The sequence below is a fragment of the Salmonella sp. JXY0409-18 genome, assembly GCF_020268625.1.
Classification (GTDB): Bacteria; Pseudomonadota; Gammaproteobacteria; order Enterobacterales; family Enterobacteriaceae; genus Salmonella; species Salmonella enterica.
Genome location: NZ_CP084216.1, coordinates 3,480,529 through 3,503,865, shown reverse-complemented (window position 1 = coordinate 3,503,865; position 23,337 = coordinate 3,480,529). Strand labels below are relative to the sequence as shown.

22 protein-coding genes and 1 tRNA gene are annotated in these 23,337 nt (G+C 47.9%); 18 read left to right on the top strand and 5 right to left on the bottom strand.

Annotated elements, in window-relative coordinates; translation table 11 throughout:
• Positions 1 to 54 precede the first annotated feature (54 nt).
• From gpt to crl, 3 genes are all read left to right on the top strand, one after another.
• Positions 55 to 513 (top strand): xanthine phosphoribosyltransferase, encoded by a 459-nt coding sequence (gpt, locus tag LDB27_RS17145; RefSeq protein ID WP_001292018.1) that lies wholly within the window; start codon positions 55 to 57, stop codon positions 511 to 513.
• A gap of 88 nt (positions 514 to 601) precedes the next feature.
• A complete protein-coding gene (gene frsA, locus LDB27_RS17140) occupies positions 602 to 1,846 on the top strand; it encodes an esterase FrsA (RefSeq protein WP_000189588.1) in 1,245 nt (414 codons plus the stop codon).
• A 57-nt stretch (positions 1,847 to 1,903) separates the two neighbouring features.
• A complete protein-coding gene (gene crl / locus LDB27_RS17135) occupies positions 1,904 to 2,305 on the top strand; it encodes a sigma factor-binding protein Crl (RefSeq protein WP_000174693.1) in 402 nt (133 codons plus the stop codon).
• A gap of 50 nt (positions 2,306 to 2,355) precedes the next feature.
• On the opposite strand, the gene phoE is transcribed toward crl, so the two are convergent.
• Positions 2,356 to 3,408, bottom strand: a complete 1,053-nt coding sequence (gene phoE / locus LDB27_RS17130) for a phosphoporin PhoE (RefSeq protein WP_001043672.1) — start codon at positions 3,406 to 3,408, stop codon at positions 2,356 to 2,358.
• Between the two features lie 282 nt (positions 3,409 to 3,690).
• Between phoE and proB the strand changes: the two genes are divergently transcribed.
• The 15 genes from proB to LDB27_RS17055 all read left to right on the top strand — a co-directional run bounded on the left by proB (position 3,691) and on the right by LDB27_RS17055 (position 17,903).
• The gene (proB, locus tag LDB27_RS17125; RefSeq protein ID WP_001285275.1) at positions 3,691 to 4,794 is read left to right on the top strand and encodes a glutamate 5-kinase; all 1,104 of its coding nucleotides are present in this window, start codon (positions 3,691 to 3,693) and stop codon (positions 4,792 to 4,794) included.
• Between the two features lie 11 nt (positions 4,795 to 4,805).
• Complete coding sequence (gene proA, locus LDB27_RS17120) at positions 4,806 to 6,056, top strand: glutamate-5-semialdehyde dehydrogenase (protein WP_000893225.1); 1,251 nt, start codon at positions 4,806 to 4,808, stop codon at positions 6,054 to 6,056.
• 115 nt (positions 6,057 to 6,171) lie between these two features.
• Positions 6,172 to 6,247: transfer RNA gene (locus LDB27_RS17115), tRNA-Thr, on the top strand.
• 164 nt (positions 6,248 to 6,411) lie between these two features.
• The gene (locus tag LDB27_RS17110) at positions 6,412 to 7,590 is read left to right on the top strand and encodes a tyrosine-type recombinase/integrase (RefSeq protein ID WP_057517204.1); all 1,179 of its coding nucleotides are present in this window, start codon (positions 6,412 to 6,414) and stop codon (positions 7,588 to 7,590) included.
• Positions 7,590 to 8,408: a hypothetical protein gene (locus tag LDB27_RS17105; RefSeq protein WP_057517205.1), complete on the top strand. Its 819-nt coding sequence runs from the start codon at positions 7,590 to 7,592 to the stop codon at positions 8,406 to 8,408. The genes LDB27_RS17110 and LDB27_RS17105 overlap by 1 nt, the downstream gene beginning before the upstream one ends.
• Before the next feature lie 110 nt (positions 8,409 to 8,518).
• Positions 8,519 to 8,719: a helix-turn-helix transcriptional regulator gene (locus LDB27_RS17100; protein ID WP_071586818.1), complete on the top strand. Its 201-nt coding sequence runs from the start codon at positions 8,519 to 8,521 to the stop codon at positions 8,717 to 8,719.
• Between the two features lie 24 nt (positions 8,720 to 8,743).
• Entirely contained in the window at positions 8,744 to 9,616 is an 873-nt protein-coding gene (locus LDB27_RS17095) for a hypothetical protein (RefSeq protein ID WP_057517206.1), read from the top strand.
• A 20-nt stretch (positions 9,617 to 9,636) separates the two neighbouring features.
• Positions 9,637 to 10,641, top strand: a complete 1,005-nt coding sequence (locus LDB27_RS17090) for a P2 family phage major capsid protein (RefSeq protein WP_057517207.1) — start codon at positions 9,637 to 9,639, stop codon at positions 10,639 to 10,641.
• A gap of 87 nt (positions 10,642 to 10,728) precedes the next feature.
• Positions 10,729 to 11,301 carry a host cell division inhibitor Icd-like protein gene (locus tag LDB27_RS17085; RefSeq protein ID WP_077945228.1) on the top strand — a complete coding sequence of 191 codons (573 nt, stop codon included), beginning with the start codon at positions 10,729 to 10,731 and terminating at the stop codon, positions 11,299 to 11,301.
• Positions 11,298 to 11,534 (top strand): hypothetical protein, encoded by a 237-nt coding sequence (locus LDB27_RS17080; protein WP_003838756.1) that lies wholly within the window; start codon positions 11,298 to 11,300, stop codon positions 11,532 to 11,534. The genes LDB27_RS17085 and LDB27_RS17080 overlap by 4 nt, the downstream gene beginning before the upstream one ends.
• Positions 11,527 to 11,937 carry a hypothetical protein gene (locus tag LDB27_RS17075; protein ID WP_001063903.1) on the top strand — a complete coding sequence of 137 codons (411 nt, stop codon included), beginning with the start codon at positions 11,527 to 11,529 and terminating at the stop codon, positions 11,935 to 11,937. Before LDB27_RS17080 ends, LDB27_RS17075 begins: the two co-directional genes overlap by 8 nt.
• Entirely contained in the window at positions 11,934 to 14,621 is a 2,688-nt protein-coding gene (locus LDB27_RS17070; protein ID WP_057517208.1) for a DUF927 domain-containing protein, read from the top strand. The genes LDB27_RS17075 and LDB27_RS17070 overlap by 4 nt, the downstream gene beginning before the upstream one ends.
• Before the next feature lie 282 nt (positions 14,622 to 14,903).
• The gene (locus LDB27_RS17065; RefSeq protein ID WP_000783295.1) at positions 14,904 to 15,176 is read left to right on the top strand and encodes an ogr/Delta-like zinc finger family protein; all 273 of its coding nucleotides are present in this window, start codon (positions 14,904 to 14,906) and stop codon (positions 15,174 to 15,176) included.
• A gap of 522 nt (positions 15,177 to 15,698) precedes the next feature.
• Positions 15,699 to 17,162 carry a P-loop ATPase, Sll1717 family gene (locus LDB27_RS17060; RefSeq protein ID WP_057517209.1) on the top strand — a complete coding sequence of 488 codons (1,464 nt, stop codon included), beginning with the start codon at positions 15,699 to 15,701 and terminating at the stop codon, positions 17,160 to 17,162.
• A 342-nt stretch (positions 17,163 to 17,504) separates the two neighbouring features.
• Positions 17,505 to 17,903 (top strand): hypothetical protein, encoded by a 399-nt coding sequence (locus tag LDB27_RS17055; protein WP_063916564.1) that lies wholly within the window; start codon positions 17,505 to 17,507, stop codon positions 17,901 to 17,903.
• Between the two features lie 46 nt (positions 17,904 to 17,949).
• Here LDB27_RS17055 and LDB27_RS17050 read toward each other — a convergent pair whose 3' ends face one another.
• From LDB27_RS17050 to stbB, 4 genes are read right to left on the bottom strand one after another with little or no spacing between them, the layout of a single operon-like run.
• Positions 17,950 to 18,708 carry a fimbrial assembly chaperone gene (locus LDB27_RS17050; RefSeq protein ID WP_063916563.1) on the bottom strand — a complete coding sequence of 253 codons (759 nt, stop codon included), beginning with the start codon at positions 18,706 to 18,708 and terminating at the stop codon, positions 17,950 to 17,952.
• Positions 18,674 to 19,999 (bottom strand): fimbrial usher protein StbD, encoded by a 1,326-nt coding sequence (gene stbD / locus LDB27_RS17045; RefSeq protein ID WP_063916562.1) that lies wholly within the window; start codon positions 19,997 to 19,999, stop codon positions 18,674 to 18,676. The genes LDB27_RS17050 and stbD overlap by 35 nt, the downstream gene beginning before the upstream one ends.
• A 4-nt stretch (positions 20,000 to 20,003) precedes the next feature.
• Positions 20,004 to 22,565, bottom strand: coding sequence for a fimbrial outer membrane usher protein (locus LDB27_RS17040; RefSeq protein ID WP_063916561.1), 2,562 nt, complete (start codon positions 22,563 to 22,565; stop codon positions 20,004 to 20,006).
• Complete coding sequence (gene stbB, locus LDB27_RS17035) at positions 22,549 to 23,310, bottom strand: fimbrial biogenesis chaperone StbB (protein WP_225519874.1); 762 nt, start codon at positions 23,308 to 23,310, stop codon at positions 22,549 to 22,551. The genes LDB27_RS17040 and stbB overlap by 17 nt, the downstream gene beginning before the upstream one ends.
• Between the last annotated feature and the right edge of the window lie 27 nt (positions 23,311 to 23,337).

Here is a 23,337-nt window from a genome sequence, read left to right as displayed (position 1 = left end):
ATTTCCCCCTCGAACACTTTTTAAGCCGTAGATAAACAGGCTGGGACACTTCACATGAGCGAAAAATACGTCGTCACCTGGGACATGTTGCAGATTCACGCACGCAAACTGGCGAGCCGCCTCATGCCTTCAGAACAATGGAAAGGCATTATTGCCGTAAGTCGTGGCGGCCTTGTACCGGGCGCACTACTGGCGCGTGAATTGGGCATTCGTCATGTCGATACCGTATGCATCTCCAGCTACGATCACGATAACCAGCGCGAACTGAAAGTGCTGAAACGTGCAGAAGGCGACGGCGAAGGCTTTATCGTCATCGACGATCTGGTCGATACCGGCGGCACCGCCGTCGCGATTCGTGAAATGTACCCTAAAGCGCATTTCGTCACGATTTTCGCTAAACCGGCGGGCCGTCCGCTGGTTGATGATTATGTTATTGATATTCCTCAGAACACCTGGATTGAACAGCCCTGGGATATGGGTGTGGTATTTGTACCGCCGATTTCAGGTCGTTAATCAGCAGCTTTTCAGAGCGCCCGGCAATGCCGGGCGCTGTTTTATTGGTTACAATAAGCCTCTATGAGTATCCAAGGAGGCTGCACGAATGACACAGGCTAACCTCAGCGAAACCCTGTTCAAACCCCGCTTTAAACATACTGAAACGTCTACCCTTGTCCGTCGGTTCAATCGTGGGTCGCAGCCGCCCATGCAATCCGCGCTGGACGGTAAGAATGTCCCGCACTGGTATCGCATGATAAACCGCCTGATGTGGATTTGGCGCGGCGTTGATCCACGAGAAATCCTTGATGTGCAGGCGCGCATTGTGATGAGCGACGCAGAGCGAACGGATGATGATTTATACGATACGGTCATCGGTTACCGCGGCGGCAACTGGATTTATGAGTGGGCAAAGCAGGCGATGGACTGGCAGCAGAAAGCCTGTCAGGAACAGGACGCCATGCGCAGCGGACGCTACTGGCTTCATGCCTCAACGCTCTATAACATTGCCGCCTACCCGCATTTGAAGGGCGATGAGCTGGCGGAGCAGGCGCAGGCGCTGGCGAATCGCGCCTATGAAGAGGCCGCGCAGCGGTTGCCAGGCTCGTTACGTGAAATGGAATTTGCCGTTCCTGGCGGTTCGCCTGTCACCGCGTTTTTACATATGCCGAAAGGGGATGGCCCGTTTCCGACGGTGCTCATGTGCGGCGGCCTGGACGCCATGCAAACCGACTATTACACCCTGTATGAACGCTATTTCGCGCCGCGCGGTATCGCGATGTTAACGCTTGATATGCCTTCGGTTGGATTTTCATCAAAGTGGAAATTAACCCAGGATTCCAGCTTGCTCCACCAGCATGTGTTAAAAGCGCTTCCTAATGTCCCCTGGGTGGATCATACCCGTGTTGCGGCGTTTGGTTTCCGTTTTGGCGCCAACGTTGCGGTGCGTCTGGCCTATCTGGAAGCGCCGCGTTTGAAAGCGGTGGCTTGCCTGGGGCCGGTGGTCCATGCGCTACTTAGCGATCCGCAACGACAGAGCACGGTGCCGGAGATGTATCTGGATGTGCTGGCCAGCCGTCTGGGTATGCATGATGCTTCGGATGAGGCGCTGCGTGTGGAGCTCAATCGCTATTCGTTGAAAGTACAGGGGCTACTGGGCAGACGTTGTCCTACGCCAATGCTTTCCGGCTTCTGGAAAAACGATCCTTTCAGCCCGGAAGAAGAGTCTCGCTTAATTACAACATCATCTTCAGACGGTAAGCTGATAGAGATCCCTTTTAACCCGGTGTACCGCAATTTTGACCGCGCGCTGCAAGAAATTACCGACTGGATTAATCATAGATTGTGTTAATAGATTGATAAATTCTATTGATTTGGTAAAACAGTTGCTTCATTAAAGGAGATCGCAATGACGTTACCGAGTGGACACCCGAAAAGTAGATTGATCAAGAAATTTACCGCGCTTGGCCCCTATATCCGGGAAGGGCAGTGCGAAGACAATCGTTTTTTTTTCGATTGCCTGGCAGTTTGCGTCAACGTGAAGCCCGCGCCAGAGAAGCGTGAATTTTGGGGCTGGTGGATGGAGCTGGAAGCACAAGAGAAACGCTTCACTTATCGTTATCAGTTTGGTTTGTTTGATAAAGAGGGCAACTGGACCGCAGTGCCGATTAACGAAACCGAAGTGGTGGAGCGACTGGAATACACGCTACGCGAGTTTCATGAAAAGCTACGCGACCTGCTGATTTCTATGGAGCTGGCGCTGGAGCCGTCTGACGATTTCAACGACGAGCCGGTAAAACTGTCGGCATAACCCTGCTGTCATGCCTGATGGCGCAGCGCCATCAGGCACAATGCGACTTATCAGAACTGGTAGGTCAACCCTATTGCCACAATATCATCGTCATTAATGCCTAACGTGTTATCGCTATCAAGCTGATTGATTTTGTAATCTACAAACGCGGACATATTTTTGTTGAAGTAATAGGTTGCGCCAACGTCAATGTAATTCACCAAATCCTCACTGCCGACGCCCTCAATATCTTTGCCTTTTGACAGCACATAGCCTAATGACGGACGCAGACCAAAATCAAACTGATACTGGATAACCGCTTCGAAGTTTTGGGTTTTATTGGCAAATCCGCCGGAAACTGGCGTCATGTTGCGGGTTTCTGAATAGAAGGTCGCAATATAAATATCATTCGCGTCATATTTTACACCCGTAGCCCAGGCTTCGGCTTTATCGCCCGTACCGCGGCGCTGCAGATTTTGCTCCCTGGTGCGATCGGAGAGAGTATAAGCGCCGCTGACGGCAAAATCGCTGCCGCCGAAATCATAGCTCACGGATGTGCCGAAGCCGTCGCCGTTTTGCTTTTTCACATCGCGATTTTCGTTTTTCCCCTGATACTGTAAGGTAAGATCCAGTCCATCAACGATGCCGAAGAAATCGGTATTGCGGTAAGTCGCCAGCCCGCTGGCGCGTTTAGTCATAAAATTATCGGTCTGGGCGGAAGAGTCGCCGCCGAATTCGGGAAACATATCCGTCCAGGCCTCAACATCGTACAGCGCGCCCAGGTTACGTCCATAGTCAAAAGAACCGATATCTTTTAATTTCAGGCCAGCAAAGGCCAGGCGGGTTTTTTGCTGGGACGAATCACTTTCGGCTTTATTACCGGCAAACTCAGCTTCCCAGCGCCCGTAGCCGGTCAATTGATCGTTAATTTGCGTTTCGCCTTTAAAACCAAAACGAACGTAGCTTTGATCGCCATCTTTGCTGTCATAATCGCTCATATAGTGCATGGCTTTAACTTTTCCATACACATCAAGCTTATTACCGTTTTTATTGTAAACCTCGGCGGCGTGAACAGATGCTGATGCGATGATACTCACCACTATTGCCAGAGTGCTCTTATTCATTTCCATTCCTGTTTTAATTACGCGCTATGATTTGTCGGGAAACCCGGTAAAAAACAGGAAGGTTTTTAACGTTCGGTAATGAAAGATTTATGACAAAGTGAGAATTTTTTTAAAAAAATATGTTTAATTGTTGCGGTAATAAAATGGTCAAATTCCGCCGCTACGCTTGCTGATCCTGCGCAACAAAATTTCACGCTACGCGTACAGGTTGTTGGCAACCGGAGCCAGTCCTGCTAAAACGTTCATTTGGTCTTTATTTCTTATTTTGAACGGCAGAGAATCATGAGTGACAGCCAGACGCTGGTCGTAAAACTCGGCACCAGCGTGCTAACAGGCGGATCGCGCCGCCTGAACCGTGCCCATATCGTAGAACTTGTCCGCCAGTGCGCGCAGCTACACGCCGCGGGACATCGTATTGTTATTGTTACCTCTGGCGCGATTGCCGCCGGACGTGAACATCTCGGCTACCCGGAACTGCCGGCAACAATTGCCTCTAAACAGCTTCTGGCGGCGGTAGGGCAAAGCCGTCTGATTCAACTGTGGGAGCAGTTGTTTTCAATTTACGGTATCCATATCGGGCAGATGCTGTTGACGCGTGCGGATATGGAAGACAGAGAGCGCTTTCTGAACGCCCGCGATACGCTGCGTGCATTACTGGATAACCATATTGTGCCGGTTATCAATGAAAATGATGCCGTTGCGACAGCGGAAATTAAAGTGGGCGATAACGATAACCTCTCCGCGCTGGCGGCGATCCTGGCAGGCGCGGATAAACTGCTGCTGCTGACCGATCAGCAAGGATTATTTACCGCCGATCCGCGTAGCAATCCGCAGGCGGAGCTTATCAAAGATGTGTATGGCGTTGACGATGCGCTGCGCTCTATCGCGGGAGACAGCGTTTCCGGGCTGGGAACCGGTGGTATGAGCACTAAGCTTCAGGCGGCAGACGTGGCCTGTCGCGCGGGTATTGATACGATTATTGCCTCAGGCAGTAAACCGGGCGTTATCGGCGATGTGATGGAGGGGATTTCCGTCGGCACCCGTTTTCATGCGCAAGCCTCGCCGCTGGAGAACCGAAAACGTTGGATCTTCGGCGCGCCGCCGGCAGGCGAAATTACGGTTGATGAAGGCGCGACCGCGGCAATGCTGGAACGTGGCAGTTCACTTCTGCCAAAAGGCATCAAAAGCGTGACGGGCAATTTCTCGCGGGGGGAGGTCATCAGAATTTGTAACCTGCAAGGGCGTGATATTGCTCATGGCGTCAGCCGTTATAACAGTGATGCTCTGCGGCGGATAGCCGGTCACCACTCTCAACAAATCGATGCGATTCTGGGCTATGAATATGGCCCGGTCGCTGTTCATCGTGATGACATGATTACTCGATAAGGAACAGGCATATGCTGGAACAAATGGGCATTGCTGCTAAAGCGGCGTCGTATAAGCTGGCGCTGCTCTCCAGCGGCGAAAAAAATCGCGTGCTGGAAAAAATAGCCGATGAACTGGAAGCGCAAATGGAAAGTATCCTCAGCGCGAACGTACAAGATGTTGAGCAGGCGCGGGCCAACGGCCTGAGCGAAGCGATGCTGGACCGCCTGGCGCTGACCCCTGCGCGTCTGAAAGCGATTGCTGACGATGTGCGCCAGGTCTGTAATCTCGCCGACCCGGTCGGGCAGGTGATCGACGGCGGTCTGCTGGACAGCGGGCTACGTCTGGAGCGCCGCCGCGTGCCGTTGGGCGTGGTTGGCGTTATCTATGAGGCGCGTCCGAACGTTACCGTTGATGTGGCTTCTTTGTGTCTGAAAACCGGTAATGCGGTGATTCTACGCGGTGGGAAGGAGACGCATCGCACGAATGCCGCAACCGTTCGTGTCATTCAGAAGGCGCTGAAAGCTTGCGGTTTACCGGAGGCGGCGGTTCAGGCGATTGATAATCCGGACCGTTCGCTGGTCAATGAAATGCTGCGTATGGATAAGTACATCGATATGCTGATCCCGCGCGGCGGCGCAGGCTTGCATAAACTGTGTCGCGAGCAATCCACCATTCCGGTGATTACCGGCGGGATTGGCGTGTGCCATATTTTTGTTGATAGCAGCGCAGACATCGCCCCGGCTCTGAAGATTATTGTCAACGCCAAAACCCAGCGCCCGAGCACCTGTAACACGGTGGAAACCTTGCTGGTGCATCAGGACATCGCAGAACGCTTTTTGCCTGCGCTGAGCAAGCAGATGGCGGAGAGCGGCGTGACGTTGCATGGGGATGAAACCGTCATGCAGGTACTGCATGGCCCTGCCAAACTGGTGCCGCTGAAACCGGAAGAGCTGGATAACGAGTTTCTGTCTCTGGATCTGAACGTTGTGGTGGTCGAAAATATGGATGGCGCTATCGCCCACATTCGCGAACATGGCACTCAGCACTCCGATGCGATTTTGACGTGTGATATGCATAATGCTGCGCGTTTCGTGAACGAAGTGGATTCCGCTGCGGTTTATGTCAACGCCTCTACCCGTTTTACCGACGGCGGGCAGTTTGGGCTTGGCGCAGAAGTGGCGGTCAGCACGCAGAAATTACATGCCCGCGGTCCGATGGGGCTTGAAGCGCTTACCACCTATAAGTGGATAGGCTTTGGCGATGGTACGATTCGTGCGTAATTAATGACGAGCGGTGCAAAAATAGCCGGTTGAGTAGCAAGGCTATTGACGCACCGCCCGGTTAGTTTTAACCTTCTACCCCGTGATTCACCCGCGTGAACACACCCTTCTCAGGGCCGATATAGCTCAGTTGGTAGAGCAGCGCATTCGTAATGCGAAGGTCGTAGGTTCGACTCCTATTATCGGCACCATCCCTTAGTATTTCCAAGTCATCTCAAATCAACAAAACCCTTTAAAAACATAGATATTACGCGATTTTTCGTCATTTGACGTCAACCCCTATCTCTTGAAATCAACATACAATTGGGGGCACAATCGGGGGTATGTTCTGTTCGGTCTAGGAAATGTGCCCCCAATGATGCTGAATGCCCGCAAGGTTGAAGCCGCTAAAGGAAAAGAGAAGAGCTATAAGCTATCTGATGGAGGTGGCCTGTACCTTCAGGTTGAACCTAATGGCTCGCGTTACTGGCGTATGAAGTACCGTTTTGCTGGTAAAGAGAAGCGCTTGTCCTTTGGTGTCTATCCAACAGTCACCCTCGCAGATGCCAGACAAAAACGCGAAGACGCAAAGAAACTACTCGCAGCAGGTGAAGATCCTGGCGAAGTGAAAAAAGCAAAGAAGCATGCTTTAAACGCAGCGATCGAGACACTTAACCCATTCAGAGAAGTGGCGTTAGAGTGGCACAAAATGAAATCTCCCAAATGGTCTGAGGGCTATGCTTCAGACATCATTGAGGCGTTTGAGAAAGACGTTTTCCCGCATATTGGACACAGACCTATAGCCGATATTCAGCCCCTAGAACTACTTGAAGTACTGAGGTTGATAGAAGCACGAGGCGCTATGGAGAAAGCGAAGAAAGTCCGTCAGCGATGCGGTGAAGTTTTCCGCTATGCCATCGTAACGGGTAGAGCAATCTACAATCCTGCACCGGATCTTGCCAGTGCGATGCAAGGACATGAAGCAGTCCACTATCCATTCCTCAAAGCCAACGAGCTGCCGGAGTTCTTTACTGCCCTTAACGCTTATCCAGGAAGCCCAATTGTATTGCTGGGGGCACATTTACTTATCCTGACGGGTCTAAGAACAGGAGAACTAAGAGCAGGAGAGTGGCGTGAGGTGGATTTTGATAATGCGGTGTGGGAGATTCCCAAAGAACGTATGAAAATGCGACGTGCTCATGTTGTGCCGCTTTCAAATCAAGCATTAGCCCATCTTGAAGCCTTAAAAGAACTGACTGGAAACTATCCTTTGATGTTTCCTGGGCGTAACGATCCAAGTAAGTGCATGAGTGAAGCCAGTATTAATCAGGTCTTTAAGCGTATTGGATATGCTGGGCGGGTTACTGGCCATGGCTTCAGACACACAATGAGCACTATTTTGCATGAAAAAGGCTTCAATAGTGCATGGATTGAAACCCAGCTTGCGCACTTGGATAAGAACGCAATTCGCGGGATTTATAATCATGCTCAGTATCTTGAAGGGAGAAGAGGAATGATGCAGTGGTACGCAGATTTTTTAGAAGGGGTTAGTTAATGACTAACTTCAAATACTTGGATTATTGTCGAATTGAACGGGCAGCTAAAATAATTGGTTGTGAAGTAGACGATCTAGTGCATTTGGGAGCAAATAATAAGATTCAGTTGAGTTTAATGTTAGATATGGCTTATTCTCATTTTTATAGTGATATGGAAGTGGGTTATTTAAATAGTAATTATAATAACCTTCCTGTTTATAATAATGAGTTTAAAAAAGTAACAGAACACTCACATATTTATAATGAGTTATTGAGTGGTGAGTCTATGTTTCTCTATGATAATGAATATCACTATAGTGTAGCTTATGGAAGTGCATCAGGATTATGGGATATACCATCTGATGATTTGAAAAAAATAGAACTGCATGGTTTTTTTGATAAAGGTGTTATTCTTACCCCATCTGGAGAATCAAGGTTTAATGGTTTTTTGGGCTGTTTATTGCCTGATAGTAATGGTGTGAGAATTAAAACTAATGATTTGTGGATTACAAATAACTACATTGAAAATGTTTTACAGAACAAATTTGAATGTTCTGATGTTCAAAAACGCAATGAGACTAATGGTTTAAAATCAATAAAAATATCGAAGGTCGTCTCTGAGCGTCATGCAAGGAAGAGAGAAACAGTACTCATAGCTGCTATTTATTGTAAAGAAAAATACCCAAACGAGTGTTCGCGTTCAATTCGCGCGTGGGCTAGTTGCATTGAACAACATGCCACAGACATTTTATACAAAAACGGAGATGCTCCGTTATCATTAGATAGAATTGAGCGCATCTTAGGTAAAGCAATCGTTGGGAAAATGATCGCAAACTAGAATCTATTCGACGTTGAGTAGGAAAAATTTTTTCTACTCAACATTAAAACCCCATTTTGTATGTTTAGATTATCTCCATTGACAAGCCTTGATGAACATATGGAGAAAAGATGACTAATCAAGCCGAACGTCCTTCATACGATAAATTAATTGATATGAAGTTCATCACTTCCGATTGTTTATTTACCGACAAGTGGATCTATAAACTAATTTCTCTAGGACGGTTCCCTAAGCCAATTAAATTAGGGCGTATGTCTCGTTGGCGTGCTGGCGATTATTATGCATGGCGAGATAGTCACACATCTAACTAAATACTTTTTTTAATGAGGACTAATATGACTTCCATTATATCTGTGGGGGAGAGTAAACCATTTTATCCTTCTCTGAAAAGCGAAAGTGTCACATTATTAGATAGTTATAAGGTTAACATCTTCAAAGATGCATATGGTGATTCCGCATGTATCATAAGAATTATAGAAATTTTTATGTTAAATAAACTGCGCCATAAGGGGGAGAAACTACGCTCTTTAACTGGGCTGACAATTCCTGATACAGAGGCTGTAGCAGACGAAATCAATCTTTTAATGAGTCGATTTGAGAAAATGTGCCATTGTGAGGAAGAAGAACTATCTTTCAGACAGCGCGAAGTTTCTGCGGCCGAATATTCTTTGAAAAACGCAGGGGGTAATGTCAATTCCAGAACAATTGCTGAAGTAAAAAATAATAACACTCTTAAAGTAGAACGTACTGCCTGTGAACAACGTTATCGTTCTGCGATTTTGCGGCAGAAAGAACAGCAAACACGAGTGGGTATCTTCAGAGGATTTGGGGGAATGTTAGTTGATGAAGCTGAATATATAGGTAAGGATATCAATAGAAGATTACTGAACTCATTTACCAAACCGCTTTCATCGCCAACAGAATTTATTGATGTTATTTATGATGCGGTCTTAATTCGTGATATTCGTTTTATCATCGATGCCCTATTCTCCCTAGAGAGTGCAGTTAGTCATATCATTGAGTGTTGTACTATTCCTACAGATCGGTACGTATTGGAAAGAGGAGGGCTTAACAGAGCACTGGCTTACAGAGAATATTATCGTGCCGAAAATTCCATATTACGTACTGTGATAAGCGATCATGAGTATGCTGAACATGCTGTGAGATTTAATCAAATTACTGACTATAAAAACAAACTCTTTTCTTAAAAATTAAAAGGTGAAAAACTATGTATGCCTTTAAAACTGAAAGGCCGGACGCAGCACGTCGTTATCATAATAAATTCGTTACTGGCACTAACTATCAGGAGGAATCAAACAGACGCTTTGCATTAAGCGAACCCACTGAAAATATACTGCGTACCTCAATTCTGGAATCCGGGTGGCTTATTAAAAATATCACGCTACGTGATGTTAACGCCGTGTCAGGTAATGCCGTCAATATTGGTGCCAGTGAACTGCATACCGGACGTGTGGATGGTGGCCGTTTCCACAAAAAAATGGCAGTCAATGGTACGGAGTTCTTTCTGACAGAGACGGATACCTGCGCCCGGATCAGCTATTCCGATATGTCTCATATTTACCATACCGGCGTGCCGGATGAGTTTGAGAAAACGGTTGAGAGCTTTTTTGCCCAGGCATATGCGCTGGATATGCTGCGGATCGGTTTCAATGGTGTGTCGATTGCAAATACTACAAACCCGGAAATCAATAAAAAAGGAGAGGATGTCAATATTGGCTGGCATGCACTGGCGAAAGCCTATGGGAACGGGAAGCAAATCATCTCTGAGCCTGTCACTTTGGGAGAGTCTGGCACCTGGAAAAATATTGATGCGCTGGCCAACCATCTGATTACAGAGCTTATTGCTGAGCAGTTTCGTGAAGATCTCCGTCTGGTTGTACTGGTTGGGGCAGAGCTGGCAGCACATCAACGCCTGAAGTTATTTAATGCCGCAGACCGCCCGGCTGATGTGAATGCTGCACAGATGGCTACAAGTTCTGTTGCTGGCCGCTTTGCGTTTATTCCCCCGTTTATGCCGGGTAAGCGTCTGGCAGTAACAACGCTGGATAATCTGCATATTTACACTCAGGCGATAACACGCTGGTTTCGTGCTGAGTTTGATGATGAAAGCAGCGAATACGTGCATTCCTACCTGCGCAATGAAGGCTATGCACTCGGTGAACCTGAACTGTACGCGGCTGTCGATGAGAGCGCCCTGACGTTTGCGGATTGACTTAGCGACAGAAAGACCCGCTCAGAGGCGGGTCTCGTTTATAGCATCAGGAAAAATGAAGAACTATTTTTAAGCAGAGGCTTAAGCATGCCAGCGTTAATTAATCCAGGCAATCATCAGTTTTCGGTTATAAATTTCTTGCCTCACCAGGAATGCGCGGGATATAGTTTAAAGGTTGCCGCAAAATCGGCAGCCGGGCGTGGAAACCCGAGTAATCTAACGGCGACACCAGACGCGCCATGCGTCTTTTTTTGTGTCTTTGCCTTTGTGCACCTGTTACCTGTACAGCGGTTTCTTTACTGTTGTAGCTATCGTGTAATGGTGGCTCAGGCGGGGCTGACCTCGGTCAGGCCGGTATCCGTTAGAGCCGGTATTTCCACCCCCGTCTGGGCTACCACCCATGAGCGTGGAAACTCCGGTGGTAGCGTTACCCGCTATCTAACGGAGGTTGCTATTATGGCTACAGTCCCTGCTTTATCTCACCCTGAATTTACCTTTGTCTTTCTGGCTGTCCGCCGTACAGACCGTGATGCCCGTCCACGTCCTGTGCGTGTAATCGCAGACTGTGAACATGCTGCACGCCTTAAACTTGCCACTGAATTTATCCTGAGCTTTGTTGCCCGTATCCCTGTGAAAAACGCCGGGGAGGTGGTTGCATGAAATCCATGAATTTTAAGCAAGGCTGCATATTGAGCGAACTGGGTGAGAGTCGTCTGTTACGGGCGGCACTGGCCAGTGAGTTTCTTGCAGAGGTCCTGTCCGTTCCCACAGTGAATGGAGCGAGAACGGTTTCAGCGGAAGGCGCTGCGGCTTTAGTGGCATGTATTGCCGAACAACTGGATGGCGTTGTTAAGGAAACCAGCACAATTAAGGGAGTGATGCGCGATGAATAATAATCAAAATTTAAAGGCGCATGCTTTACGAACAGCGGTCTTACGGTACTACATTGCTGATGCATTCATTTCCTTAATGGAGCGTGTTCATAATGAACCTGTTTATATTGAAGATGGCGAACGAATAGAACTCACCCACGAAAAAGTGGTGAGCAATATTATTTACCATATTGAAATGCCGTGGGTGAATGAGTTTGGGGCTGATGCTGGTTGCATACTGGCCGCAGAGAAACTGGAAAAAATGCTTAAACCAGGCTTTATGTCAGAAAATATTCGCCTGTCAGTTTTTGGTGTCACAGAGATGCGTGAGGTTTACCGGGATATTATTTTCGGTGCACCTGATGGCGAACTACCCGAAGGTTTTGAATTTGTGAAGCCGGAAGGTCAGGAGGTGCTGCTGTGAAAACACAGTCTGTATCCACGATTTCCGGGGCTGCGATTGGGCGCTGGCCTTATATCCTGTCAGCATTAGGTATCAAAGTACCGTCCGCAGGACATCATGGGGCTTGCCCTGCCTGTGGTGGCAAAGATCGCTTTCGACTGGACGATAAAGCGGGGCGTGGGACGTGGTTTTGTAATCAGTGCGGTCATGGCGATGGTCTTGATCTGGTTCGTCTGGTGACAGGAAGAAAGATAAAAGAAGCCGCCGGGATGGTATCTGAGGCGCTTGCATTACCAGAAATACAGGAGAAGCCCGTTTTGCCCGCCAGGAAAAAGGCCGCAGGAAAAGAAGCGGGTGCGGAGCGATATACCAGACTCAGACAGCAGTCCTGCAATGGTGAGCCGGTCTATCTGACAAACAAGGGCTTACACGGGTATTCACTTCCCTTGCTGTCACAGCCTTTGAATCTGGCCGGAATAACATTTTCCTCCGGTTCATTACTGCTGCCGTTGACGGATATCTCCGGGAATATTACCGGTGGTCAGCTTATCAATCCTGACGGGGATAAAAGTCTGCTGCCAGGTAGCCAGCTGTCTGGCGCATTCATTGCCCTGACCGATATACCCGCTGAAACACCTGAACAGGTGATTATCACTGAGGGTTTTGCCACGGCGCTTACCGTCAGTCTGCTGACTGAAGGATGGATCGTGGCAGCTGTCGCTGCCACTAATTTACTGAAGGTGACGGAGCAGATCCGAAAACGCTGGCCGGAAACCCGGATCATTCTGGCCGGAGATAATGATCTGGCTGACGGGAAAGAAAACACCGGGCGTATTCAGGCAGAGAAAGCCGCCAAAGCGGTGGATGGCTGGGTAACGCTCCCTCCGGTACGCCATAAGGCTGACTGGGATGATTATCGGCAGGAAGTGGGGAAAGAACGGGCGAGAGATGCCTTTCGGGAAGAAATGACGCTGCATGGTAAAGGGCAGACCCGTTTACCAGAAGGGTTCCGGCTGACAAAAGAATATTTGTGGTACGACAAGCTGGTTAATAAGTCTGATGGCGATACGGAGATACGTAATATCAAAATTTGCAGTCCGCTGCGGGTGACGGCAATCACCAGTGATGCTGATGGGAGTAATTACGGGCGTTTGCTGGAATGGGAAGATACCAACGGAAACAGCCGTAAATGGGCAATGCCGATGGAGATGCTGGGTGGCAGCGGGGAAGAGCTGCGCCGCGTTCTGCTGGTTAACGGACTTTCGTACATCAACATTAACGGCATGGCCAGAGCATTCCTGATGGAATATATCTCGCTGTGTAAACCGGACAGAAAAGTAACCTGTGTGAATAAAACGGGCTGGCACGGCGGGGTTTACGTTCTCCAGGATGAAGTGATAGGGCGCGAAGCCCAGTCAGTCATCTTACAAACATCGAGTGTGCAGGGGCGTGATTTTCGTGTCAGCGGCACATCAGAGGACTGGCGCGAAAATATAGGCCGTTACTGCATAAAGAATGCCCGTCTTGCCTTTGCGGTGAGTCTGGCATTTGCTGCCCCCCTTTTGAAACTGGTTGGTATCGGCGGTGGAGGTTATCACCTCAAAGGGGAATCAACAGACGGTAAAACCACGACGATGAAAGTGGCTGCATCAGTATGTGGTGGAACAGATTTCTGGCATACGTGGCGGGCGACGGGGAATGCTTTAGAAGGAACGGCGAGCCGCCGCAATGATGCCACGCTGATGCTGGATGAAATCCGGGAGGTTGACGGCAGGGAGGCGGGGAATATCGCTTATATGCTGGCTAACGGGCAGGGCAAAGCCAGAGCCAGAACAGATGGTTCGGTAAGGGAAACCAACCGCTGGAATCTGTTGTTTCTGTCCACCGGGGAACTGTCACTGGTGGAACATGCGGCAAGCGCCGGGGAACGTACGTATGCCGGGGTTGAGGTCAGAATGATCCAGATCCCAAGCGATTCGGGCAAGTATGGCGTGTTTGAAGAACTTCATGGCTTCAGTAGCGGGAAAACCCTGGCTGAGCATCTTGAGCAGCACGTAGCGCATTATCATGGTGCACCATTCCGCGACTGGCTGCATTGCCTGACCGCTGATCTGCCGGAACTGACCAGCCAGGCGAAAGCCTTATTGAAAGAGTACACCCGAAGGCTGACGCCGGAAAATGCCGGGAATCAGGTTGGCCGGGCTGTTACCCGTTTTGCTCTGGTTGCTATGGCCGGGGAGCTGGCCACAAAAGCGGGCATCACAGGATGGCCGGAGGGAGAGGCCTTTCGTGCCGCTCAACGTTGTCTGGCTGCATGGATGGCTGACCGGGGCCATACAGCTAATCAGGAAGATAAAGCGGCACTTGAACAGGTACGGGACTTCATGACGCGTAATCAGTTCAGTCGGTTTGCTGACTGGAATGACGACAGGAACCGGCCTGTTTCAATGATGGGATTCAGAAAAGTCGATAAAGGAGATAACGTGACGGAGCCGGTTGTTACGTTCTACGTTCTCCCGTCAGGCTGGAAGGAGATCTGTAAGGGATTTGACTCGCGTAAGGTGGCCAGGTTGTGTGTGGACGCGGGCTGGCTGAAACCCGGTGAAGATGGCCGGACGCAAAACAGCATTCGCCTGCCAGAAATAGGGCTTAAACGTGTGTACCAGTTCAATACACAGGTACTGGGAAGCGCCGAACCTGAGTAATTATCGCGTGAGTCTTATTTTTATGAGGTAACACTGGTAACAGAGGTAACACCCGTTACTGATGCGGTTCTTCAGTGTTACCAGTCAAAAATACTGACTGGTAACACTGGTAACAAAAAATGGTGTGTTACCACACGTTACCTCTTGATTATGCTAACTGGTAACAGATTAAATCCTTTTAAATCAATAGCGTTACACGTGTTACCAGTGTTACACGTTCAGAACAAGAGGTAGGGATCCAAATCCCTTCTTCTGGCGGGCAACAGTATAGGGCACAGAACGATGAAGATGATGAGAATGTACTGCCCCACATGTCAGGCAGTAGCGCGGATAGGTAAAACAAACAGGAAACACCCACAACTGTACGATGTGTACTGCTATTGCTCTAATGTGGAGTGCGGTCACTCGTTTGTGATGAATGTTGCTTTCTCCCATTCCGTTAGTCCAAGCGCGCTGAACGGGCAGGGAAGGGTTAAAGAGCTAATTGATGCAATTCCACCCGAGGAACGGGAAAAGGCTTTAAAGTTGCTGCTGGCTGCGCAAAAGAATGGGTAAAGTATGCGTCGGGAATGGCCGATCCGTTCCCGGAACCTGAACACAGGATTTCAGTTAATTAGGATATAAAGTTATTATTTTTCATATGGTTATATTTTTCGCGTTTTACGAGCCTTCATAAAATCACACACCTAAAATAAATTATCCATTTAATATCATACAGTTGCGTATTCAGGCCATAGATACTACGGACAGTAAAACTGAAAAAAGCTGAATTTCTTTTCATTCTTTTCAGTTCCGGTCTCGCAGAGTATCCCCAGAACGGGCGCGGGCTGGCAATATCGTTTGTAAAAAATCACAACTGAAAAATTTTAGTGATATGAAAACCGCAGGCGGGTGCGGTGTAGTGCGATTTTGGTCTGTTCGGTAGTAGGTTTTTCCTCTCATTATGAAGTAACAATTGATGTATTAAGAAAGCTCTTTTACAATTAAATTGTCGTTATATTCTGAAGTGCAGTATTGATTATGCAAGTAAATTAATATAATTTATAGGAAAATTGTTAGTAACCAAAGGGTATGAAAATGGATCTTGATAATATCAGTTTTGGTGATAGAGTGGCTGAGAATGAATCAGATAAACTATCAAATTATTTTATAAGTACTCAACAATGGCATTCCCTCTATAGCGGAAAATCGGATGTTATTTTTGGGGCTAAAGGTTCTGGTAAAAGTGCCCTCTACACTCTTCTTTTAAAAAGAAATAAAGAATTTTTCGATAAGAATACAATTTTAGTTTCTGTAGAAAGACCTACAGGAAAAACGGTATTTTCCGATATTAATGATGAGCCACCTACTGCTGAAAATGAGTTTGTTACGTTGTGGAAAGTTTATTTTATTCAGCTGATCATCAATTGGTTAATCGAAAATGGGCGATGCCATGGCATCGCCAGAGAAATTGCTGATAAACTAGTTACTGCGGGTCTCATAGAAGAAAAAAACACATTAAGACGTCTTGTTAATATGGCCAAATCTTTTGCCAAAAAATTAACGGATGTACAGTCGCTTGAGGGCGGGGCAACTTTAGAAGGTGGAGTGGCTGGAAAAATAACGTTTCGTACTCCCGACGGCCAAATGAAAAAGGACGGCTATTCTTCATTGGATGAGTTATTAGAACAATTAAATGATTTTCTTACCGAAGAAAAATTAACTTTCTGGTTATTATGCGACAGGCTGGATGTGGCTTTTGACCAAAGTATAAATTTAGAAAAAAATGCATTAAGAGCTTTATTCAAAGTTTATCGTGATCTTGAAGAGTTTGATTGTATCTTTCTTAAAATTTTTTTAAGGGATGATATTTGGAAGCGAATCACTGATGATGGATTCCGTGAAGCCAGCCATATAACAAGGACTAATACTATAGAGTGGTCATCAAAAAATTTGATGAACCTAATTGTAATGCGAGCACTTGAAAATAAAGAGCTTATTGAAGCATTGGGTGTGGATGCTAATGAAATAAAGTCGGATCACCAAAAGCAAATTGATTTTTATTATACACTCTTCCCAAAACAGGTTGATGTGGGAGAAAGACAATCGGATACGTTTGATTGGGTATTAAGTCGCGTTCGAGATGGGCTAGGTAAAGTCGCGCCAAGGGAATTGATACATTTTTATAATGAGATGTTATTGCAAGAGCAAAGAGAGAAAGATATTAGCAATAACAAAGTTGAGCCACCAAACATTGTTAGTAGAGCTGCTATAAAAAACTCCACGCTCGAAGTTTCAAAGGTAAGACTAGAACAAACTATTTTTGCAGAGTATCCTGATCTTAAAGACAGTATCTTATTGTTAGAAAATCAAAAAGCAGAGCATAGTATATCTTCAATTTCTGCAGTTTGGCAAAAAAACGAGCAGGAAACGATTGAAATTGCCACAAAGCTTTCTGAAATTGGTTTTTTTGACCTGCGTTCCTTTAAAAATGACTCTTTACTTAAGATCCCATTCATTTACAGGCCTTATCTAAAAATAGTACAGGGAAAAGCATTTTAGATTATGCCAAGTGCCCCCTTGCTAAAGGGGGTATAAATGGGGGCATAATGAAAATTTATTTTGTTAATTTTATTAAATTACAACAAGTTACTTGTCTGTCTTGTTCCTATTATCGCACCATTTCAATCAAGTAGTTACAACCTTTTCTGTCATAACAATCTTCTCATTTTCTTTCTCGCATACTTGCTGAGCATGGTATAAATGTCTATGAGGACGTCAGCTCGGAAAGCATTCGTTCTGCATGGTATGCCTTTCGCTATTCTCAGGGGCGTGAAATGAAAGGGGTAGTTAACAGAAGAACAAGTGAAATGAAAGTTTTCTTTGACGGAGTCTATATAAAATATGCAATTGATAATAATTCTCCTTCTCGCGCTATTCCCGTTATGTTCATCTGTCAGCAATCATTATGCCCTTGTTTTTGAAAATAACACGATACTGCTTGTTTTAAATCTTAAATGTTCTCCCTGTGATTTAAACTGCGCAAATATTCAATACCAGCTTTTCAATAAAGAGACGAGGTCTGTTATTTCAGGGGCTGCTAAGCCTGTGACAACGGGCATCGAAAATAATTTTCGCGGTTATATGATGCGTAATAATAATACGTTCTACACATTAATTGAGTCAGATAATGAAAACGTATGGGATATGTCTGTTGAGGAGAAGGGTACTCAACAGAACAAAGATGCCGTGCAAAAAGTAAAATATCAGCTTAATGCTATTTTTGACAATGGTACATGCTGAGTCTGGCTTGTCTCAGGGATACGACCGTATCCCTGAATATTTCCCATCAAAACTCAGGAATAAAATCACTCTTATTAATATATTTTTCCAGTATGGCGGTATATTGTCGCCAGTTCCCGGAGTCATTGATTACTGCATAATTTATCGATGCTCCCGGCGTTGGCGAGCGTGTTAGCAGCACATCAAGTGCTGTTTTCGGCGCAACCATGATATCGCCGATACTTTTCTTGTCATCCATCGTTAGCGTTAAACTCATATACCACGAGGTGGGGTTAACTATCCGTATAGTATTTTCTTTAGCAATAAAGCGTAATTTTTTCTCCTCCGCTTCCGTTGGCGCTTTTAATCCGGTCGGGCGAATTAAAATTTTTAGCCGCAAACGAAGCGGTAATACCAGTTTTCGCGGGTTGTTTTTAATGCCCGGGGTGACTGGCGGTATCTGATAAATGTTTAGCCAGAAGAGACTCTCCCGGTCCGTTGCAAGCTGCTGGCGGGAACTCAGGAGCAGGCGAAGCGTTCTCAGTTCTCCTGGCTGCATTTTAAATACCGGCGGCAGCGCCACCAGCGGCGTTTTGCTATTATCCGGAGAGGCGTCAATGTTTCCGGCGTCGGTCCATACCTGTAACAGCATCGGCGTTGTATTATCGTTGGATAATGTCAACGATTGAGCGATATCATCTGAAGCAAAAATAATTCGGGTTCTGTCAATATTAACGGCGGCTTGTGCTTGACCATTCCATCCCGTCAACCAGAGTAGCGTTAATATGACTTTACTGAAAACTAACCACTGCCTGTAATTGCGCATTCACGCTTCCTGCCGTTACTGTTTGTCCGCCGATCGCCTCAAGCGAGGCAGTAAAATCACCGCTGTAGGTTTCTACTGAACCGGATGATACCCGTGTGGTTAAATCTTTATAGCCATACCAGCCTCGGGCGTTGCCAGTGCCTGTCTTGATCCGATCGGGTAACAGGTTAATTGGCGTACCGGCATCGTTATAGATGCGGATACCCACTCCGGAAGCTACGCCAGGTTCGCCATAATGGGTGTCCAGTAGCCACGACAGACCACCTGCGGATGTGGTTAGTCCCAGGCGACGCGCCGCCGCTACGGCGGTTGGTTGATTAACGACAAACCCCATTGCGACATTGGCGGCACGGGTGGTCTGGAGGGCACTGGACACGGCGCCGGCCTCACATTCCAGGCTGACGTGGAAAGGTGCCTGGCTACTGCCCCCGGCGGTTAATACGCCGACGGCGACAGGGGGAATTTTCACGATCGCAGGATAATCTGTGATTTTACATAACGCGCCGCGAACATACGTGACGTTATTATAGGTACTCCATGCCCCGGGCCACTCCCAAGGCCAGCCATAATAACTGTTGGCATGATCTAGTTCCGCTTTGATCTGCTCAGTAAACAAGCCTGGGCCTTTAAACGCGATATAACCCCGAGGCTGCGTCCAGGTATCTCGGTTCATTGGATTCTGGTAGACAAAATATTTTCTTGAGTCAATTTTAAACATCTCATATAACACGTTGCTAAACGCGCTGGCAGGAATATAAATATATTTGTCATCCTGAAACCAACTGTCTGCGGTAAGTTGGCGTTCTTTCCAGAAGCGGCTGTAATATTCGCCGGTACTGAGGTTTGTCATACGGACAGCAACATTACGCTCCACATCATAATAGGCGCCTTCCACTTCGGAAGTGGAAAATGCTCCCGCAAAAGCGCTATCGCCATTTGTCGAATACATCTCATAGAGCTTCCCGGCATCGGCGGAATCGCAGCGGTAAAGTACCTGTTTACTGGAATAGGGCGTTCTGGTGGCGGCTGTCAGGAAGTTACCGATCCCACTGGCCAATAGTGTGCCGGAGGGTTGAAATTTTTCACTATTACTGATGCTAATCACCGTTGGTAAACCGATATTACCGGTATTCGTGTCAGTTGCGCCGAGCCAGTTTTGCGCCGTGTAGCCAGCTTTTATCGCCGCGTCAGAGAGCGCGCTCTTATCGATGACTTTTATACATGACGACCATGTTCCGGCGCTAACGAACAGGCTGGTGATAAACAACAGCGTTCGGAAACTAAAAAGCATTGTGCTATTCCTTCTCGCAGATTTTGTTCAGATAGAGAAACGGTTCTTTTGTGTGAAGATCGAGTTGGTAGGCAACCCGGCAACGTTGATTTTCCCCTTTTCCCCAGCGTACCAGCAGAGAACCCGACGGATGGGCGATACGGGCATAAATCTGTCCACTCTGGCCGACCATTCCGATGTTTGTGCCTTCACCGTTGAAAACATCAGCGCCCATTGGCGGTATGCCGCCATCCGGCATTTTCACGGAGATCAGCACCGCTTTGCCGCTGATAGTGGCAAAATTGACACGCGCGATGGCGCCGGCATAGGGCACAACCTGCTGACTTCCTCCCGTCAGTTCGGCATCGCTGCGCATCTTCCGGGTATCGAGCGTAACGTTATTGACGCGGTAAGGAGATAACGAAGGCAGAATGGCGTAACCAAAGCGATCAACCACAGCGCCCTTGCCATTCTGTACGATCGCGCCCTGTGCGCCATCGGCATGGATGAGCGCAAAGGTATCGCTGGTGTAGGGGCCAGCCGTCAGACCGCCAGGGTGGAGTACCAGGGTGCCGGATACGCCCAGCCCTTCCTGACGATAGTTATCACCCTGGTCATAGTTGGCGCGAAGTGCGCCAAACCGGGTGTTCTGTTGTAGATTACCGCCAAACGTCGTTGGCGCGCTGCTATCGCTATTGTTATTGCGATAACGCTCGTAGCCGCCATAAACCGACCATGACAGGTCGCTGTTTTCACCGCTACTGCCCGTCATTGATACGGTTGAGGAACGGCTTTGACTGGACTGGTTATAATTCATGGCGACAGAGGTTCTGTTTTCGCCCCAATCCAGCGGTATAGAGACATTAAACGACATTGTTGTTTCGGTATATTTTTGTCGGCTACTCACATCCAGTGGTTCGTTGACGCCGTGATAAAAGCGATCGTAATCCCAGGTGGTGCGCTGTCGTGCGATATTCACCCCGTAGCTTATATTCCGCCACTGGTTGCTATACCCCATTTGTAGCTGTGTTATACGCGATTGGTTATTGTAGTAGTCTGCGGTGCTGGCGCTGAGGTTAAGCGAGCCCAGCCGTCCTAACGGCTGGCTTACCGTCGCGGACAGGCGATTGCGTTGATGCAGCGTGTCGGAGTAGTAATCAATCCCCGTTTTCGCTTCCCGGCGTACGCCGAGCACGTCCTGAAGATCGCGAAAGCCGTTGGTTGAATAACGATAAGCCGCCAGTACCAGGTTAGTGCCGGTAGTAAACGTTTTGCTGTAACTGAGTTCCGCGCGCCAGCCTTGTTGGCGATCATTATGCTCTGCGCGCGCATTCGACCAGGTGGCGTTGAGGCCGAACGCGCCCATACCCGTGGCCCAGACGCCGCCCGCCAGCCATGCCTGGTAACGCTGCGCAATTCGTGAACCGAGGTTGAGGGTAATGGTGTTATTAACGCCGTGCTGGAACGTTCCCTCAAAGAAACGATTTTCAATATCGTAGTACTGACGGACCCTGCCGAAGGCCAGCGAATAGTGCCAGTTACCGGGACGTACCGAATCCGGCACGGAAGAATAAGGCACGGTGAAACGTGAGGTTTTACCGCTGGCCTCGATAACCTCTACCTCCAGATCGCCTTGATAACGGGTGTTGTACAGATCGTCAATATAAAATGGGCCCGGCGGAACGTTGGTTTCATAAATCACTTTCCCCAGTTGTTTTACTACCACGTGCGCGCTACTGGCCGCTACGCCCCGAACTTCCGGCGCATAACCGCGTTTGCCCTGCGGGCGCATCCGCTCGTCGGTGACTAGTTTAGCTCCGTTAAAAGACAGACTGCCGAATAAGCTGGAGTCCGTATAGCTATCGCCCAGCGACAGAATACTGTTAATAGACGCGACAGGTCTTTGCACCCAGGTTCGAACGCTATTATAGCGCCAGGCGCTTCCGCTCTGGTTGCTATTGGCATAGCGCAGATTACTTTGATGACGGACCTGCCAAAGTCCGAGGTTAACGCCCATGTTTAAACCGCTCCATAAGTATTGGTAGCGATAATGGCTGTCGGTATTTTCGGTGTGGGTCCAGTTTGTGTTATGGCGTAAAAACAGCGCCAGCGCGCCGCTATCCCACTCTGAAGGGGAGATATAACCGCGCGGTTTGTGCGTAAGTTCGGTCATTGGAATCGTCAGCAACAGGCGAAGCGTGGCGCTATCAAATTGCCAGCCGGCATGAGGTACCCACTCCCTGAGCGGGCGACACTCGGTCGTAGCGTCGGTCGCGGGGAGTGATTTTATCTGTGCTGCTTTCATCACCGATAAGGGCAGGCAGGGTTCAGTCTGTTGACCCTCTTTTACAGCATTAAATCGAATATTAGTGCTCGAGGTTACCAGCGCGCCATTAACGTAAACGTCGGCAAGATAGTCTCCGGAAGGCGTTTGCTGTTCATTAAACCGGGCAATATTTTGTCCGTAAGTGGCTCCCTGAAGTAGCGCGGGATCAAAATAATACTCTTCACCCTGCGCGGAGCCTGAGCAAACTATGGCGATCAATAGCGCAAGGCTTTTGCGGTTCAAATTAATGGTGGGGGACATCGTAGCTCTCGCTTATCCTTGCGCCCAGGTCGTTAACCAAAGTAACGGTGACTGTACCGGAGAAGGATTTGAGTGACCGTTTGCCCGGCAGCCACCAAGTTTGACTGGAGAAAGGGGCAATCATGTCAGCATCCAGGTTATACGAAGCGCCGTTCACTTTTACATTCAGGTTACTTAAAGAGGCAAACCAGGGCTGCGGATTAACAATAACAATACCGTTTTTTCCGGAACCCTTATTTACCGTTTTAATCTGTAGTTTTTTCGCCAGACTATCAGGTTTACCTAGCCCGTCAGGACGATAGAAAAGTTTTATTCTTGAGCGCAGCATCACCAACATTTTATTTTGCCCGCTGTCGCTGCCAATATTCGTTGGTGGTACCTGTAATACGTTAAACCAGAATACTGACTCACGATCCTGCGGCAATTTTTTCGTGTTGTTATAAATTACGCGTACAACCTGGCCTGCTTTGGGTTGAATACGAAATACCGGCGGCGTGGCAATGAACGGCATCGCGCTGCTATTTTCCGGGCTGGTATTCATATCGCCATCGTCAAACCAGGTTTGTACGATATAAGGTATTGCGTCATTATTTTTTAACTGCACATCTACGGAGGAGGCTGTTGATGGGTAAATTATTCGGCTACCCAAAATAGTAACGCTCGCCCACGATGCTGTGGCGGGTAGGGCCAGGAATAGAAAAACTATTAAGTAATATAATGCGGAATGTCGGGTATCCATTTTCATCTCAACAACTCCCTGGCGATTGAAAAT